Origin of the sequence: Streptomyces sp. NPDC093260 (genome assembly GCF_040683715.1) — a bacterium.
Classification (GTDB): domain Bacteria; phylum Actinomycetota; class Actinomycetes; order Streptomycetales; family Streptomycetaceae; genus Streptomyces; species Streptomyces sennicomposti.
Genome location: NZ_JBFBEK010000019.1, coordinates 130,207 through 145,861 on the forward strand (window position 1 = coordinate 130,207; position 15,655 = coordinate 145,861).

Sequence of the window (15,655 nt, forward strand, 5' to 3'; positions counted from 1 at the left end):
AGGCGTGTCTGTCCCCGGGCCGCACCCGCTGCCGGCCGTGCCGGGACGCCGGCCAGGCCGTGTGCTCCGGGCCGTAGCGGCAGGCGCGGAAGACCGCGTTCTGTGCGCCCCGGGAGGACTCCATGCCGGTGCCGGTGGCGTAGGCCCCGAACTGCGGGACGACGTACTCCCAGACCACGTCGCCCTCCGGGGTGACCTCGAAGAGGCGGCCGAAGGAGCCCTCGGCGACGAAGGTGTCGCCGTTCGGGAGCCGCTGGGCGCTGGGCATGTGTGATCGCGGGTGATCCGGCCGCTCGCATCAGCTCCAGAACTCGCGCAGGGCGGCGTTGACGGCGGCGGCCTCCTGGGTGTGCGGGTAATACCCGGGCACCCGCACAAGGCGGCCGCCGAGGGAGTCCGTGAGGGACTCGGCGACGGCCACGAGAGGGCGTCCCACGTGTTCGCGGTACGCGTCGGGCGCGCGGTCCCAGGTCCCGCAGATCACCAGCACCGGCACGCCGGCGCCTCGGATCGCCTCCAGCGGGATGTCCGCCTCCCAGACGGGCCTTTCTCCCATGGAGGTGGCGACGGCGCGGAGCCGACGCGGAGTGGGCTCGGGCATGGCCATCCCCAACCCCTCGGTGGACGCACGCAGATACTGTTCCGGCGTGACGCCGTCCGGGATCCCCGGGGCGCCGTCGCGCACCCGGTCGAGGAGGGCGGCGACGACTGGATGGTGCGCGGCGGCGGTGAACGCGGAGGGCTGGATGAGGGCGAGTGAGCGGACCAGGTCGGGCCGGCGCGCGGCGGCGATGAGCGCGGCGACGGCGCCGTTGCCGTGCCCCACGAGGTGGGCGCCGTCGAACGCCGCGTCGGAGGCGGCGCCGCCGAGCACGTCCAGGACGTCGTCGGCGTCGACGTCGAAGTCGCTGCGCGCGGTGTCCGGGCTGTCGCCGTAGCCCCGGCGGTCCATCAGGAGGAGCCGTCGGCTGTCCGCGAGGGGCCGCTGCGCGGCGAACCCGTACGTGGAGTCGCTGCCCCAGGTGAAGATGTTGTGGACGAAGAGGGCGGGGGCGGCGGCCAGGAGTACCGAGCCCGTCGCGGCTGTCGGGGCCCGGTCTCCTGCGACCCGCTCGCGGTCGTCCCACACGGTCACGTGCACGGTCATGCGCCGCCCTCCCGAAGCCGAGGAACTCCGACTTCCCCGGCCCTGCCCGCCCCTTCGGGGCAGCGGGGGGCCGCCGCCGGTACGGGCGCGCCGTCGGCGGTCGGCGCGGGGCGGGGCAGGCGCCAGACCACGTCGATGCCGCACCCGGCGGGGGCCGCGGGCGGCTCCGCCGGCTCGCGCCCGACCTCGGCGAACCCCAGGCGGCGCGGTACGGCGGCGCTGGCCGCGTTGGCGACGTCGTGCGTGATCTCCAGGTACGTCACGTCCGGCAGGCGGAACATCTCGGCGACCAGGGCCGCCGTCGCCCGCGTGGCGATGCCGCGGCCGACCGCGGCGGGGTGCAGCCAGTACCCCATCCGCCATCCCCCGGGCACGGGTCCGCGGTAGGCCTGGCACATGCCGAGGAGTGTTGCGCCGTCGTCCACCGCGTAGTTGAAGACCTCGCCGCTCGCCCACCTCGACTCGGACTTCGCCAGGAAGTCACGGGTGTCGTCCTCGCCGTACCCGTCGACCCACGGCATCCAGGGGCGCAGATGCTCCCGGGACTCCTCGATCAGCCGGAACGCGGGAGCGACATCGCTCTCCGCCCGCCAGCGCCGCAGGACGAAGTCGCCGCACTCGATGGTCTGGTTCGGTCGGTCCATACCGGTCATGATCGGCTCGAGGGGCGGGACGCCGCAATGAGGCCGGACACATGCGCCCGACGTTGCCGAGCCGGTGCCGTCAACCCGGCCGGTGGTACGCCTCGAACGGGAACGCGTGCCTCTTCGAACAGGACCGGGCCGTCCTGCGCCGATATGGGCCACTGCCCCGGCTCCGCTCGCTGAGCGGGCTTTGGCGGCGGGTGAGGCTCGGCTGACCGGCGACCACGGAACGGGTGGGGAACCTGGAGTCGCTGGGCGTCATCACCGGGTACCACGCCTCGGTGGGCCTGGCGAAGGTCGGCTGCCCGGTGCTCGCCGTGGCCCGGCTGAAGTACCCGGGCAACCGTCACCGGCCCTCGCGGCGGCCGGTCGCCGAACGGCGGGTGATCCCTGGAGTGTCTGCGCACCACGGGAGACGACTGCTGCCCACTGAAGGTGGCCGCCACCGGAGCACCTGGAACGGCTCGTGGACGAGCCGGCCGGCCCCGGCAGCACGACGACGAGCGTCGTCCGCGGCCGCACGCTGCCCTGCCGCGGCCCGGACCGCCCCTGACCGCCGGGCGACCCGGACCCGTCGACCGTCGCGCGTCAGAGGCCGGCCGGGGTCCGGTCAGCCGCCGAGCAGGTCGAGGAGGTCGTCGGCGTGCTCCTCCTCTTCCGCGAGGATGCTCTCCATCAGGCGCCGGGTGGTCGGGTCCTTGTCGCCGAGCCAGCGGATGATCTCCTGGTAGACGCCGATGACGATGCGCTCGGCCTCCAGGTTGCTGCGCAGCATCTGCTTCAGCTCGTCGTCCGGGATGGCGGTGTACTCGGTGTGCGACCGCTGGACGAGTGTGGCCGGGTCGAAGTCCGGGTCGCCGCCGAGCTGCGAGATGCGCTCCGCCGCGCGCAGCGCGTGGTCCCACTCCTCCTTGGCGTGCTCGCTGAACTCCGCCGAGACCTGCGCGCGGTCGATGCCCGTGGCGGAGATGGCGTGCCGCGTGTACCGCATCCAGCACACCACCTCGGTGGCCACGACGTCGTTCAGGACGGCGATGACGCGGTTCCGGTCCGCCCCGTAGGTGTCCGTGACCGGACCGCCCTCCATCCTGGCCCGGGCGTCGGCACGGATCCTGCTCACGTCAACGATGAAGTCGTCGGTCATACGTGTCCTCGAAGGCTCGGGTGGGGCGGCGGGGGGATCCGGCCGGGAACGGCCGGGAACGGCCTGGAAGGGTCGGGGACGTTCGGGATAGAAGATGATCCGATCGGCAAGTAAAGAAGCCCGGAAGGGCCCCGGCCGGGCGGCACGCCCCGGGACGTCCGCGCGTCACCCCATCGGAGGCCCGGGTGTAGCCGGAGACGTACGCAGGTGACTCTCCTCGCACGGCGGCCGTCCGACCGGCCATCCGCTGCCCGGGCGGCCAGGGCCGCACCCCGACCGGTCGCCCGTCTCCGACTGGCCGCCCGTCGATCCTGCCGGCCGCCCGAGCGGCCGGGACCGTCGTCCTCCGGCGAGCGTCCCGCCCAGCCCTCCGCAGGCCATATTGCGCAGTCCAGACTGCGCAGATTAGTCTGCTCATATGAAAGAGATCCAGCAGACCGCGGAGGGCGTGTCGGAGTCGGCGGCACGGGCCGCCCATGACGTGCGGGTGGTGTACAGCCGGCTGCGGCGGCGCCTGCGCGAGACCTACGACCGCGGTGACCTCACGCCCTCCCAGACGTCCGTCCTCAGCCGGCTCGACAAGGACGGAGAGGCGTCGGTGAGCGATCTGGCGGCCGCCGAGGGCGTCCGCCACCAGTCGGTGGCCAGCATCGTCGGCGTCCTGGCCGAACGCGGGCTGGTCGCCCGCCGCCCCGACCCCGAGGACGGCCGCCGTCAGCTGGTGTACGTCACCGACAGCGGCCGCACCTTCCTGGAGGACCGCCGGCGCGCCGGGGAGGGCTGGCTCGCCCGCGCCCTGGAGGACCGGTGCACGGAGGAGGAGCGCCGCCTTCTGCTGGACGCGGCGGCCGTGCTGGAACGGATCGTGCGCTCGTGAGCGTGAGTCTGACGCGCGTTCTGCGGCGGTGGCGTCCCGACCGGGGGGAGCGGTCCGCGGACGGCTTCGACCGGCGGCTGCTGGCCCCGATGATGACGGGCGCCGCCCTCAACCCGGTCAACTCCTCCATCATCTCCGTCTCCCTGGTCCCCATCGGCGCGGCCTTCGGCGCCCCGCCGGCGCGGACGGCGTGGCTGATCTCAGCCCTGTACCTGGCCACGGCCATAGGGCAGCCGGTCATGGGCCGGCTGATCGACCTGTTCGGGCCGCGCCGGTTGTACCTGACCGGGACGGCGCTGACCGGCGTGGCCGGTGTCGTCGGCATGCTCGCTCCCGGCCTCGGAGTGCTCATCGCCGCCCGGGTGCTGCTCGGCTTCGGCACCTGCGCCGGCTATCCGGCCGCCATGTACCTCATCCGCAGCGAGGCCCGGCGCACCGGCCAGGAGAGCCCCGCCGGAGTGCTGACCGCGCTCGCCGTCACCACCCAGACCATCGCCGTCGTCGGCCCCAGCCTCGGCGGTCTGCTGATCGCGGTCGGCGGCTGGCGCGCCACCCTGGCCGTCAACATCCCGCTCGCGCTGGTCGGTCTGTACCTCGGTGCGCGCCGCATCCCGGCGACCCCCGCCCCGCGCCGCGCCGACGGCCGCCATCCGGTGCGGGACCTCGATCCGGCGGGGATGGGTCTCTTCGCGGTGGCCCTGGTGTGCCTGCTGGTGTTCCTGATGGACATCGGCAGCGGCGCCTGGTATCTGCCGGTGCTGACCCTCGCGGCGGGCGCCGGCTTCGTCTGGCGCGAACTGCGCGCCCGGCAGCCGTTCATCGACGTACGCGTCCTCGGCGGCAACCTGCCGCTGGTCGCCACCTACGGCAGGGCCCTGCTCTGCTACGTCGTCAGCTACGCCTTCCTGTACGGCTACACGCAGTGGACCGAGCAGGGCCGGGGCCTGTCCGCCTCGCAGGCCGGGCTGGTGCAACTGCCCCTGTTCACCGTGGCGATCGTCGTCTCCACCCTGACCGGACGGCGGCAGGCGGTGCGCGGCAAGCTGCTGGCCGGCGCGGTCGGCCAGATCGCGGCGTGCGCGCTGCTGCTGCTCCTGGACGCCCGAAGTCCGGTGTGGCTGCTGCTGGTCGTGGTGCTCGTCCTCGGCGTCCCGCAGGGGCTGAACAGCCTGGCTCTGCAGAACGCCGTGTACCACCAGGCCGACGCCGAGCGCATCGGCTCCTCGGCAGGGCTGCTGCGAACCTTCGGCTACCTCGGCGCCATCACCGCCTCCGCCGCGAACGGCGCCTTCTTCGGGCAGCGCGCCGACACCGGCGGCCTGCACCACCTGGCCTGGTTCATGCTCGCCGCCAGCGTCCTGTTCCTGGCCCTGACCGTCGCCGACCGCTCCTTGCGGCACATCGGCGAGACCCCCGACTCCGACGAGGAACGTTCATGACCCGCCCCGCCCTGCTCGTGATGGACCTCCAGAAGGCCATCGTCGACCTGCTCCCCGACCTCGACGCCGGCTTCACCACCCGGGTCGCCCGTGCCGTCGCAGCGGCCCGCGGCGCGGACGTGCCCGTGGTGTACGCCGTCGTCGGCTTCCGGCCGGGTCGCCCCGAAGCCAAGTCCAGTCCCCTGTTCGGCGCTCTGCCCGAGGGTGCCTTCACCGACGGTGACCCGGGGGCGGAGATTCACCCCGGCCTCGCGCCCCGTCCCGGAGAGCCCGTCGTCGTCAAGAAGCGGATCAGCGCCTTCACCGGCAGCGACCTCGACCTCGTCCTGCGCGGCGCCGGCGTCGACCACTTGGTCCTGACCGGGCTTGCCACCAGCGGCGTCGTGCTGTCCACGCTGCGCCAGGCCGCCGACCTCGACTACCGCCTCACCGTCCTGGCCGACGGGTGCGCCGACCACGACGCCGAGGTGCACCGCGTGCTGACCGGGAAGGTGTTCCCGCACCAGGCCGAGGTCACCACGGTCGACGCCTGGGCCGCCGGTCTCGGCTGACGCCCGGACCGCCGGCCCCGGCCGGCTCACAGCGCGCCGGTCGTCCCCTCGCCGGAGGCGCTGCCCGCGAGCCACTCGCTCCAGCTCAGGTTGAAGGCGGCGTAACCGTTGTCGGGCGCGGCCTTGGCGCGGGGCGATCCCGTGATGGTGACGGGGTCGCCCTGCTTGACCTGGCCGTAGAACCACTTGGCGTCCGACAGGGACAGGTGGACGCAGCCGTGCGAGCCGCGAGCGCTGCCGCTGCCCGGGTCGGGGTCGCCGGTCGAGTAGTGCACGTAGGTGCCGGACTGGGTGAGGTGCACGTCCCAGGGCAGCGTCAGGTCGTAGTAGTTGGGGCTGCCCTTGTCGCAGCTGATGCCGACGCTGCAGGAGGTCATGTGCACCTTCTCCTCCTTGTCGATGACGGCCATCGTGCCGTTCCACGTCGGGTACTGGGAGCTGCCCGCGTTGATCGACAGGGTGCGCACCGGACTGCCGTTGCGGGTCACCTTCATGGTGTGCCCGGTCACCGAGACGTCCGCGCGCACGTCGTCACCGATCTCGAAGGTGTGCGTGTACTCGCGCACGCCGTAACGGCCGTTGCCGTTGCTGACGCCCCGCACGTCGACGTCGACCTTCACCTTCGTGCCGGAGGCCCAGTACGTCTTCGGGCGCCAGTCGGCGCGCCGGTCGCCGAACCAGTGCCAGGCGCCCGCCACCGGCTGTGAGGCGCTGACCTTCATGTGCTTCTCCACCGTGGCCCGCGCCCTGGCAGCCACGGGGTTGGTGAAGACCACCGAGATCGGCATCGCCACGCCGACCTTGGCGCCGCTCTGCGGGGTGATCGTGTCCAGCAGCATCGGCGGCCCCGCGGGCTTCGTCGGCGACGGAGAGGTGCTGGCGCTCGGCTTGCCGGGCGCCTTCGCGTCGTCCCCGCCCGCGCTGCTGCTGCCCCCGCCGCAGGCACCAGAGCCCATCAGCACCGCGACCGTGACCAGTGCGATCCCTATGCCGCCCCTGCGCCGTCCCATGACCTGCCCCGCTTCCTCACACACTCTGCGCCCCGCCCCTGGCGAGCCCGGCTTCCTGTCAGACGGTTCGAGTGCTCACATCCGTTGCGGTCCGCACGTAAAACATCTGCCAAGATTCGGGCCTCCGGCGATCCGGTGGAGCGGGGTGCGTTCGTGGTCCGGGTCACCTCGTGGCCGCGCGGACGAGGGCGGTCGCCGCGGTTCCGATGTCCTGCGCCGTGGTCCAGCGGCCGAGCGACAGCCGCAACGCGCCCAGCGCGCGGGCCGGTTCGACGCCCATGGCGGTCAGGACGGGCGAGGGGGTGCGGGTGCCGCTGTGGCAGGCCGATCCGGTGGAGGCGGCGATCTCGGGGGCGGCGGCGAGGAGTTCGTGGCCGAGGGCGCCCTCGACGCTGACGTTCAGGGTGTTCGGCAGGCGGTCCTTGTCCGGGCCGTTGAGACGGACGCGGCCGGGCAGTGCGCCGGCGAGCCGCCGGTGCAGGTCGTCGCGCAGGTCCGCGATACGGGCCGGAGTTCCGTCGGCCAGTTCGGCGGCGGCGATCCGGGCGGCGGCGCCGAGGGCGACGGCCAGGGCGACGTTCTCGGTGCCGGCCCGCAGCCCGCGCTCCTGGCCGCCGCCGGGGACGACCGGCTCCAGGCGCACCCCGGCGCGTACGTACAGGGCGGCCGTGCCCTTCGGCGCGTACACCTTGTGGCCCACCACGGTGAGCAGGTCGGCCCCCAGGTCCCGGACGTCGAGCGGGATCCTCCCGGCCGCCTGGGCGGCGTCGCAGTGGAACAACGCCCCGTGTTCGTGGGCGAGGGCGGCGAGTTCGGCGACCGGCTGGAGGGCGCCGGTCTCGTTGTTCGCCGCCATCACCGACACCAGGACCGTGTCCTCGGTGAGGGCGGCGGCCAGGGCGGCCGGTCCGACCAGCCCGTCCCGGTCGACCGGAAGGACCGTCACCCGCGCGCCGTGCAGCCGTTCCAGCGCGCGGGCGGTCTCCAGCACGGCCGGGTGTTCCGTGGCCTGCGTCACGAGGTGCGGGCGCGGACGGCCCGCCGCGAGGACCGCGCCGCGCAGGGCGAGCAGGTCGGCCTCGGATCCGGAGGCGGTGAACACGATCTCGGCGGGCCGCGCGCCGATGAGCCCGGCCACCTGCGCGCGGGCCTCGGCCAGGGCCCGGCGGGGGACTTCGGCGTAGGGGTGGCCGCTGGAAGGGTTGCCGAAGAACTCGGTGAGGTACGGCGTCATCGCCTCGGCGACGCGCGGATCGACGGGGGTGGTGGCGTTGTGGTCGAGGTAGACGGGGCCGCCGGTCAGGCCGGGGTGCGGGGGGACACCGCCGGGCGGCGCGCCGGTCTCCCTGTACTGCGGCTTCCGCGGCTGCTGTGACATCGCGTCCTTCGGGCGTGCGGGGCGGGGGTTCGGCACGGGTGCGGGTACGTGGTCGCGTACCCGCACCCGTACCTCTGGATCATGGCGGACGGCGCGGGTGTCGCGGGTGAGCCGCCGGGCATGTCGGCGTCGGACGTGTCGGAGCCATCCGCACCGGGCGTACGCCGACGTGTCCGAGCCGTCGTCCGCCGCGCCGCGGCGGGCGACCGGTGGGGTCCCGTCGTCCGTGATCAGCGCGGTGAGGTGCGGCGCCCAACCCTCGAACCCCGGCGCCACCCGTTCGTGCGCCGGCTCACCGCCCGGCCGGCCACGACAACCGCGAGCAGTTCCTCGCGGGCACCGACCTCTGTTCTGACCGGCGCCGGGGCCGCCCTGCCGGGGCGGACCTGTCCGGGCGGGCCCGACGGGGCCCGGTGGGCCGTGCGCCCGTCACCAGGGGATCTCGCCCTCGTCGGAGAAGAAGCGGCCCGTCGGGCCGTCGTCCGGCACGGTGGCCAGGCGGATCGCGGAGACCGCGCCCTGCTGCGGAGTGCGCACTCCCTGGAAGGCGTTGAGGTCGGTGGCCGTGTAGCCCGGGCAGACGGCGTTGATCAGGATGTTCGTCCCGGCCAGCTCCTTGGCGTACTGCACGGTCACGGCGTTCAGGAACGTCTTCGAGGGCGAGTAGGCGGCGGAGATCGGGCCCGTCTCGGCGCCGGGCGTGGTCTGCAGCGTGAGGGAGCCGACGCTGCTGGAGACGTTCACGATCCGCGGCGACGGCGAGCGCCGCAGCAGCGGCAGCAGGGCGTTGGTCACGCGGATGACACCGATGACGTTGGTCTCCACGGCCGCCCGCACCCGGTCCGGATCGACCTTGGTGGGTTCCTGCGGGCCGCCGCCGGTGATGCCCGCGTTGTTGACGAGCACGTCGAGCCGTCCGGTGCGCTCCTCGACCAGGCGGGCGGCCGCGGTCACGCTCGCGTCGTCGGTCACGTCCAGCGGCACCCCGAACGCGTCGACCCCGGCCGCGCGCAGCTTCGCCACGGCGGTCTCGCGCCGCGCCCCGTCCCGCGCGCCGACCCCGACCGACCAGCCGAGGGCGCCGAGTCCGGCGGCGATCTCGTACCCGATGCCCTTGTTGGCGCCGGTCACCAGCGCGACCTTCTGTCCCCCCTGTTCACCGGCCCGGTCTCCGGTCTGCCCGCCGGCCTGTGCGCCGACGTTGTTCGTCTGGTTCGTCTGGTTCGTTTCGCTCATGCCTTCGATGGTTCTCCCGCACCCGGCGCCGGGTCCAAGACCGATCGGGTGGGCGACGATACCGGCCGGGTATCGGCCCTGTTCGGCCGGGTTACGCTGGCGGGGTGGAGACACGTGAGCTGCGGTACTTCGTGGCGGTCGCCGAGGAGTTGCACTTCGGCCGGGCCGCGCAGCGGCTCGGGATCGCGCAGCCCCCGCTGTCGCGGGCGATCGCCGCACTGGAACGGCGGCTGGGAGCCGGCCTGCTGGAGCGCGGCAGCCGGGGCGTCGCGCTGACCGGGGCCGGAGCGGTGCTGCTGCGGGAGGCGCGGGCCGCGCTGGACGCCGTCGAGGCGGCCGAGCGGCGCACCCGCCGGGCCGCCCTCGCCGGATCCGGCCGCCCGGCCGTGGTCCTGGCCGCGAAAGCGGGCGCCTCCAGCGAACTGCTGGCGAAGCTCCTCGACGCCTACGCGGCCGAGCCGGGCGCGGTCGCCGTGGACGTGCTCCTGTGCGGGCCGGGCGAACAGGCGCCGGTGCTGCGCGACGGCCGGGCCGATGTGGCGCTGCTGCACCGGCCGTTCGACGACACGGCCGGTTTCGACACCGAGGACCTGCACACCGAGGGCCAGGTCGCGATCCTCCCGGCGGGCCACCCACTCGGCACACGTACGGAGGTACGGCTCGCCGAGGTCACCAGCCTGCCGGAGCTGCCCCTGCCCCGCTGGCCCCGTCCCGACGGCACCTTCCCCGACGGCCCCGGCCCTCAGGTGCGCGACCACACCCAGCTCACCCAGCTCATCGCCCTCGGCCGCGCCTGCGCGATCGTCCCGGAGACGGGCCGCGCCGGGGTGGGCGAGGGTCTCGTCGCCGTACCGGTCGTCGACGCGCCGCGCGTCACGACGGTCATCGCCTGGCCCCCGCACAGCCGCTCGACGGCGGTCGCGGATCTGGTCCGCGCGGCGACCGCCCTGTGACCGGCGCCCCGCCGGACCCGCGTCGGGGCGACCGTCCCGACGCGACCTCATTCCCTCCGGAGCCAGTTGCCCGACGGCCCTGAGGGTGGGACCCGCCCCCTCCTCGGCGGCCATGTGCGGGAGGGCCGCGAGCGGCGTGACCGGCCCCGATGGCCGCGAGCGATGAGTTCCGGGGCCCGCCCGGGTCTACCCCTGTGCCCGTGACGACCGCGCACGAGCTTCGTGCACGAACCCTGTGAGGGACGACCATGACCGCTCACCCCCTGCCGCCCGTCGTGGACGCCGCGACCTGGGAGCGCCGGCTCCAGGCGCTGCGCGCCCGGGAGAAGGCGGCGACGCGCGAGCTGGACGCCATCGCCGCCGAGCGCCGCCGGCTGCCGATGGTGGAGCTGCCCGACTACACCCTGGACGGCGAGGACGGCCCCGTGCGGCTGGTGGACGTCTTCGACGGCAAGAGCCAGCTCATCGTCTACCACCACATGTGGTTCCCGGGCGAGGAGTGGCAGTGCCCGGGGTGCACGGGCTTCACCGCGCAGTTCACCCGCCTGGAGTTCCTGGACGCCTACGACGCGCGTTTCGTCGTCGTCACCCAGGGCCCGATCGAGGAGGCGCTCGCCTACCGGCGGCGGGTCGGCAACCGGATGACCTGGTACTCGACCGCCCGCAGCTCCTTCGGGGCCGATGTCGGCGCGCCGCCCGGCGGCGGCTTCGCGGTCAACGTGTTCCTGCGCGACGGGGACACCGTCCACCGCACCTGGCACACCGACGGCCGGGGCACCGAGCAGCTGACGCACACCTTCCCGCTGATCGACCTGCTGCCGTACGGGCGGCAGGAGGTCTGGCAGGACGCGCCCGAGGGCTGGCCGCAGTCCCCCACCTACAGCCGGTGGCCGCGGTCCGAGGACATCGCCGCGCTCTACGGGCCGGACGCTGACGGGAGCGAACGGCCACGTCAGGACAGGTGAGTGGCCGTGTCGGGGCCGGTGGACGGGGGCCGTGTCAGGGCCGGCCGGCGGCGCCGGGGGGCTCGCACTGGACTCCTTCGACCCGGGCCACGTCCTGGTGCCCGGCACCGGCGCGGTGCTCACACCGGCTCGGCGAGGAACGCGCCGGCCGCGCCTGGCGCTGCCGTGACCTGCGGGACGCGGGCGCGACGCTGGTCCTGGGCTCGGACCGGCCCAGGAGGCCGTGATCAACGCTCTGGAGGGGGCCGAGGTCACGGCGCAGGTGCCGTGCGGCGAGGAGCCGTTGCGGACGGCGGGCCGTCCACTGGCTCGGCTGGTCGGGTCGTGCGGGGTGTCGCCCGGTCCGACGGCGGGTGATCAGGACCGGGCGGGGTCGGGCGGCTGGTCGGGCGGCTGGTCGTCCTGGTCGTCGTCCTCCGGTCGGCCGGTGAGCCGGGTCGCGAGGCGGTAGGCGACCTGGATGTCGCGGTAGTCCCGGCCCGCGGTGACCTTGTCGGGGAGATTCGTGCGCTCGCTGCGGGATGTGGACGCGCGCTTCCCGGCGCCGGGGAAGCGGACGGCCGTTTCCGGGTCCTCGTGGAAACGGAGGCGGTCGGAGCGGACCTTCGCCCGGAACTCGATGTCCGGGGACGGAGGTTGGTCCGGGGAGGGGGGCGAGGTGTCCGAGGTCTCCGCTGCGGGTCCGCCCGGCGTTCAGGGCGGTTCGTCCCGCTCCCCTGTCGCGCGGCGGCGTGCGGGGCGGGGCGGCAGCTTGCCGTCCTCGCCGCGCACCCGGCGTGCGCGGGTGCCGCCGCGACTCCGGGCGGCCGGGTCCCGCACCGCCGGATCCCGGTGCTCGTCGTCGGGTCCTCTCGTCCGTGCGGGCCGCGCGGTCCGGCGTACGGCACGGCGGTGCGCCGCCGTGGCCGGCGCGTCCACGGCCTCCTCCGCGACCGTCGACGCCTCGGGCACCTCCGGGACGTCCGTGACAGCCGGTACGTCCTCGGCCGCTCCGGCACCCCGGCCCGTCGCGCCCACCGCTCCCGTCGTGACGTCACCGGCGTCGGCGACGGCTCCGCTCACCCCGCCCGCCGTGTCCTCCACGGTGCGCCGCACCCCGCCGGCCGTGTCTCCCACGGCGCGTCCCGCGCCACGGCCCACCTCGCCGACGGCGTCCCCTGCGCCCCGACCGACATCCCCGACCGCCGTACCGGCGTCTTCCACCACCGCACCGGCACTACGGCCGACGCCTTCCACCGCACCGCCCGCACCGCGCCCCACCCCCTCCACCGCGCCGCCCGCACCGCGGCCGACGTCCTCGACGCCGCGGCCCACCCCGCGCCCCACGTCCCGCACCCCCTCACCCGCCCCACGGCCCACGTCCCGGACCGCGGAGCCGGCTCCCCGGCCGATGTCGCCGACCGCACGCCCCGTGCCCGCGCCCAGCTCGCCGACAGCCTGGCGCGCACCGCCCCCGATGTCCTGCACGGCCGCGCCGACGCCGCGGGTCAGGTGCTCCAGGATCTGCGGATTGCGGTCCAGGGTGGTCAGCACGCGGTTGATGATCGACGCCACGTTGTCCAGCCGCACCTTGAGGCGCGCCTGTGCCTCGACCCCCGAGATGCCGAGGTGCACCCGGCCCAGGGCGACGTCGGCGCCGACGTTCAGCTTCAGCAGGTCCAGCACCTCGGCCTGGAGCGAGACATGGGCGCGCAGGTTCTCGACGTCCAGGTCGATCTCGTCGACCTTGAGCAGCGGGACGTCCAGGTACACGTCGGGTTCGGCGTCGGCCGCGCGGCTCCTCACGAGGGCCTGGTCCTCCGGGACGGCCGGGACGTCCGAGGCCGCTTGGCCCTCGCCCTCGTAGTCCCCGTACCCCTCGTCGGCGGGGACGGCCCCGGTCTCGTAGGCCTCGTCGGGGAGCCCGGTCGGTTCGGAACCGTCGTCCTCCGCCTCGTCGTCCGACCGGTCCTCGAAGTACTCGGGCTCCTCGTCGTCGTACGCCCCGGGCGCGGCGTACGCGCCGGTGTCCTCCGCGTCCTGTGCCTCCTCGGGTTCGCCCTCGCGCGCGTCCTGCTCCTCGAAGGAGCCCTCGTCGTCCTCGGCGCCGTCACGCATCATCGATGCCTCCGCTGCTTCGCCGGACGTTTCGTCCATTCTGATGCGGTATGCGCGTCGGCGCACCGCGCGGGCGGTACGGCGTGCGATGCCGTGCGCCGACGACCTATCCGCGTCGGCGGAGATACGCGTCCAGTTCCGCCGCGCCGGCCAGCATCGCCCGGCCGCGAGCGGAGAGCCGGCCGTGCCAGTCGTGCAGCGCGTCCTCCAGCGGCTCCAGCCCGCCGGCCGTCCGTACCCGCTCGACCAGCGGGGCGATCTGCTCCAGCAGATAGCCGCCACGTCTGAGCTGGTGGGCCAGCCGGGCGTCCCGTACGGCGGCCTCGTCGTAGACGCGGTACCCGGTCCGCCGGTCGCGGCGCGGCCGTACCAGCCCGGCGTGCTCCCACTTGCGCAGCGTGGCGGGCCGGAGGCCGAGCCTCGCCGCCAGCGGACCGATGAACAGGGGTTCCGCGGCGGTCTCGGGGGCCGTGTCGGCGGGCTCGGGCGCCAGATCGCGCAGGGCGTTCTCCACCGCGTGGAGCGTCCGCCGGTCCTCCAGGAGCTGGGCGTGGCTCTCGTCGACGAGGCGGAACGCCTCCTCCTGCGCGCCCTCGTTCATGGCCCGCATGATCGCCGCCGCCGTCCGGTGGCCGTGGCCGGGCACCAGGGCGAGGAACGCGCGCAGGGCCGCCGCGTGCAGCGGGGTATAGGTGCGGTAGCCGTGGGCGGTGCGGTCGGCCGGCGGGAGGATGCCGGCCTCCTCATAGTTGCGGACCGCCTGCGTCGACAGACCGTGCCCGCGCGCCAGATCGACCGGCCTGAGCCGCTCCCCGTCTTTAAGGTTCCGTCCCACCCGGCCGACCCTACCGGGTACCGTGCGCGGCGAAGTTTCCACCGAAGGTTCAACGTTAGCGTGGAAGGCATGGAAACCGACTCGGCAACCGACATCCAGGACGCCGTCCACGCCGTCGAGGCCGCCGCCGTGGTGCGGCTGCTTCCGGCCCGGCCCCGGCTGCTCGCCCTGGGCGAGCCCACGCACGGTGAGGAGGCCCTGCTCGATCTGCGCAACGAGCTGTTCCGGCAGCTCGTGGAAGAGGAGGGGTACCGGACGATCGCACTCGAGACCGACTGCCTGGCGGGCCTGCTCGTGGACGACCACGTCACCTCGGGCGCCGGCACGCTGGACGAGGTGATGGAGCGCGGCTTCAGCCACGGCTGGGGCGCCTTCGCGGGCAACCGCGAGCTGGTGCGCTGGATGCGCGCCCACAACGACGGCCGGCCCGCCGCCGAACAGGTCCGCTTCGCCGGTTTCGACGGCCCGCTGGAGATCACCGGCGCCGCGAGCCCCCGGCAGGCCCTCACCGCGCTGTACGACCACCTCGCCGCTCATGTGGACGCGGACCTGCTGCCCTGCACCGCCGACACCCTGGACCGCCTGCTCGGCCCAGACGACCGGTGGACGGAACCGGCCGCGATGACGGACCCGGCGCGGTCCGTGGGGCAGTCGGCCGAGGCGGCCCGGCTGCGGCTGCTCGCCGACGACCTGGTCACACTGCTCGACACACAGGCACCGCTCCTGATCGAGGCGACCGCGCCGGAGGCGCGGTACCGGGCGCGCCTGTACGGGCGTACGGCCACCGGCCTGCTGGCCTACCACCACTGGACGGCCGACACCTCGTCCGGCCGGCTGGCCCGGCTGGTGGCCCTGCGGGACCGGATGATGGCCCACAACCTCCTCGCCCTGGCCGAACGCGGGCGGGTGCTCGCCCACAGCCACAACGGCCATCTCCAGCGGGAGAGGAGTTCGATGCGGATGGGCGGGCGGCCGCTCGAGTGGTGGAGCGCGGGCGCGCTGGTGCACTCCCGCCTGGGCGCGGAGTACGCCTTCCTGGCGACGGCCCTCGGCACGATCCGGCACCGGGGAGTGGACACCCCGCCGCCGGACACCGTCGAGGGGCTGTTGTACGCGCTGCCGGAGGACCGCTGCCTCGTGGACGCCGCCCGGCTGGCCGCCGCGCTCGGCGACACGCGGCCCGCCCACCGCGTCTCCCCGTGGTTCGGCTACGCCCCGCTGGACCCGGCCCACCTCGCGGGCCTCGACGGCCTCGTGTTCGTCAGGGACGCCGCGCAAGGGCGCGCAGGGCGTGCGGACGTCTCGCAGGGCGTGACGCGAGGACGCTGACGCGAGGACCTGGTGACCGCGTGTCCGGGGGCGGCGGGCCGGGTCGATGG

General features: G+C 74.5%; 14 protein-coding genes and 3 pseudogenes. 8 read left to right on the forward strand and 9 right to left on the reverse strand.

The features are described from left to right. Positions 1–31 precede the first annotated feature (31 nt). The 3 genes and pseudogenes from AB0N63_RS23890 to AB0N63_RS23900 all read right to left on the reverse strand — a co-directional run. Positions 32–271: pseudogene (locus tag AB0N63_RS23890) on the reverse strand (aryl sulfotransferase); the annotation flags it as partial. A gap of 27 nt (positions 272–298) precedes the next feature. Further along, the gene (locus AB0N63_RS23895; RefSeq protein WP_365531251.1) at positions 299–1,147 is read right to left on the reverse strand and encodes an alpha/beta hydrolase; all 849 of its coding nucleotides are present in this window, start codon (positions 1,145–1,147) and stop codon (positions 299–301) included. After that, positions 1,144–1,791, reverse strand: a complete 648-nt coding sequence (locus AB0N63_RS23900; RefSeq protein WP_365531253.1) for a GNAT family N-acetyltransferase — start codon at positions 1,789–1,791, stop codon at positions 1,144–1,146. Before AB0N63_RS23900 ends, AB0N63_RS23895 begins: the two co-directional genes overlap by 4 nt. A 50-nt stretch (positions 1,792–1,841) precedes the next feature. On the opposite strand from AB0N63_RS23900, the pseudogene AB0N63_RS23905 reads away from it, so the two are divergent. Continuing rightward, positions 1,842–2,344 (forward strand): annotated as a pseudogene (locus AB0N63_RS23905) (Lrp/AsnC family transcriptional regulator). A 57-nt stretch (positions 2,345–2,401) separates the two neighbouring features. Here AB0N63_RS23905 and AB0N63_RS23910 read toward each other — a convergent pair. Continuing rightward, positions 2,402–2,935, reverse strand: a complete 534-nt coding sequence (locus AB0N63_RS23910) for a ferritin-like domain-containing protein (protein ID WP_365531255.1) — start codon at positions 2,933–2,935, stop codon at positions 2,402–2,404. A gap of 418 nt (positions 2,936–3,353) precedes the next feature. On the opposite strand from AB0N63_RS23910, the gene AB0N63_RS23915 reads away from it, so the two are divergent. Genes AB0N63_RS23915 through AB0N63_RS23925 form a run of 3 tightly spaced genes read left to right on the forward strand, consistent with a single transcriptional unit; the run spans position 3,354 to position 5,802 of the window. Beyond that, positions 3,354–3,812 (forward strand): MarR family transcriptional regulator, encoded by a 459-nt coding sequence (locus AB0N63_RS23915; RefSeq protein WP_365531257.1) that lies wholly within the window; start codon positions 3,354–3,356, stop codon positions 3,810–3,812. Beyond that, entirely contained in the window at positions 3,809–5,251 is a 1,443-nt protein-coding gene (locus tag AB0N63_RS23920; RefSeq protein ID WP_365531259.1) for an MFS transporter, read from the forward strand. Before AB0N63_RS23915 ends, AB0N63_RS23920 begins: the two co-directional genes overlap by 4 nt. Beyond that, positions 5,248–5,802 (forward strand): isochorismatase family cysteine hydrolase, encoded by a 555-nt coding sequence (locus AB0N63_RS23925; protein ID WP_365531261.1) that lies wholly within the window; start codon positions 5,248–5,250, stop codon positions 5,800–5,802. Before AB0N63_RS23920 ends, AB0N63_RS23925 begins: the two co-directional genes overlap by 4 nt. Positions 5,803–5,828: 26 nt before the next feature. On the opposite strand, the gene AB0N63_RS23930 is transcribed toward AB0N63_RS23925, so the two are convergent. The 3 genes from AB0N63_RS23930 to AB0N63_RS23940 form a co-directional block, all read right to left on the reverse strand. After that, positions 5,829–6,812, reverse strand: coding sequence for a L,D-transpeptidase (locus AB0N63_RS23930; RefSeq protein ID WP_365531263.1), 984 nt, complete (start codon positions 6,810–6,812; stop codon positions 5,829–5,831). 163 nt (positions 6,813–6,975) lie between these two features. Beyond that, entirely contained in the window at positions 6,976–8,190 is a 1,215-nt protein-coding gene (locus AB0N63_RS23935) for a cysteine desulfurase family protein (RefSeq protein WP_365531265.1), read from the reverse strand. Between the two features lie 429 nt (positions 8,191–8,619). Continuing rightward, positions 8,620–9,426: an SDR family oxidoreductase gene (locus AB0N63_RS23940; protein WP_365531267.1), complete on the reverse strand. Its 807-nt coding sequence runs from the start codon at positions 9,424–9,426 to the stop codon at positions 8,620–8,622. A 104-nt stretch (positions 9,427–9,530) separates the two neighbouring features. Between AB0N63_RS23940 and AB0N63_RS23945 the strand changes: the two genes are divergently transcribed. The 3 genes and pseudogenes from AB0N63_RS23945 to AB0N63_RS23955 all read left to right on the forward strand — a co-directional run. Then, positions 9,531–10,379, forward strand: a complete 849-nt coding sequence (locus AB0N63_RS23945; RefSeq protein WP_365531269.1) for a LysR family transcriptional regulator — start codon at positions 9,531–9,533, stop codon at positions 10,377–10,379. A gap of 248 nt (positions 10,380–10,627) precedes the next feature. Beyond that, positions 10,628–11,344 (forward strand): DUF899 family protein, encoded by a 717-nt coding sequence (locus AB0N63_RS23950; protein ID WP_365531271.1) that lies wholly within the window; start codon positions 10,628–10,630, stop codon positions 11,342–11,344. Positions 11,345–11,567: 223 nt separating this feature from the next. Beyond that, a pseudogene (locus AB0N63_RS23955) lies at positions 11,568–11,678 on the forward strand (TetR/AcrR family transcriptional regulator); the annotation flags it as partial. Between the two features lie 359 nt (positions 11,679–12,037). Here AB0N63_RS23955 and AB0N63_RS23960 read toward each other — a convergent pair. Then, positions 12,038–13,480, reverse strand: coding sequence for a hypothetical protein (locus AB0N63_RS23960; protein ID WP_365531273.1), 1,443 nt, complete (start codon positions 13,478–13,480; stop codon positions 12,038–12,040). 67 nt (positions 13,481–13,547) lie between these two features. Further along, positions 13,548–14,276 (reverse strand): TioE family transcriptional regulator, encoded by a 729-nt coding sequence (locus AB0N63_RS23965; RefSeq protein WP_365531275.1) that lies wholly within the window; start codon positions 14,274–14,276, stop codon positions 13,548–13,550. 69 nt (positions 14,277–14,345) lie between these two features. On the opposite strand from AB0N63_RS23965, the gene AB0N63_RS23970 reads away from it, so the two are divergent. Continuing rightward, positions 14,346–15,605, forward strand: coding sequence for an erythromycin esterase family protein (locus tag AB0N63_RS23970; protein WP_365531277.1), 1,260 nt, complete (start codon positions 14,346–14,348; stop codon positions 15,603–15,605). The last annotated feature ends 50 nt before the right edge of the window (positions 15,606–15,655 follow it).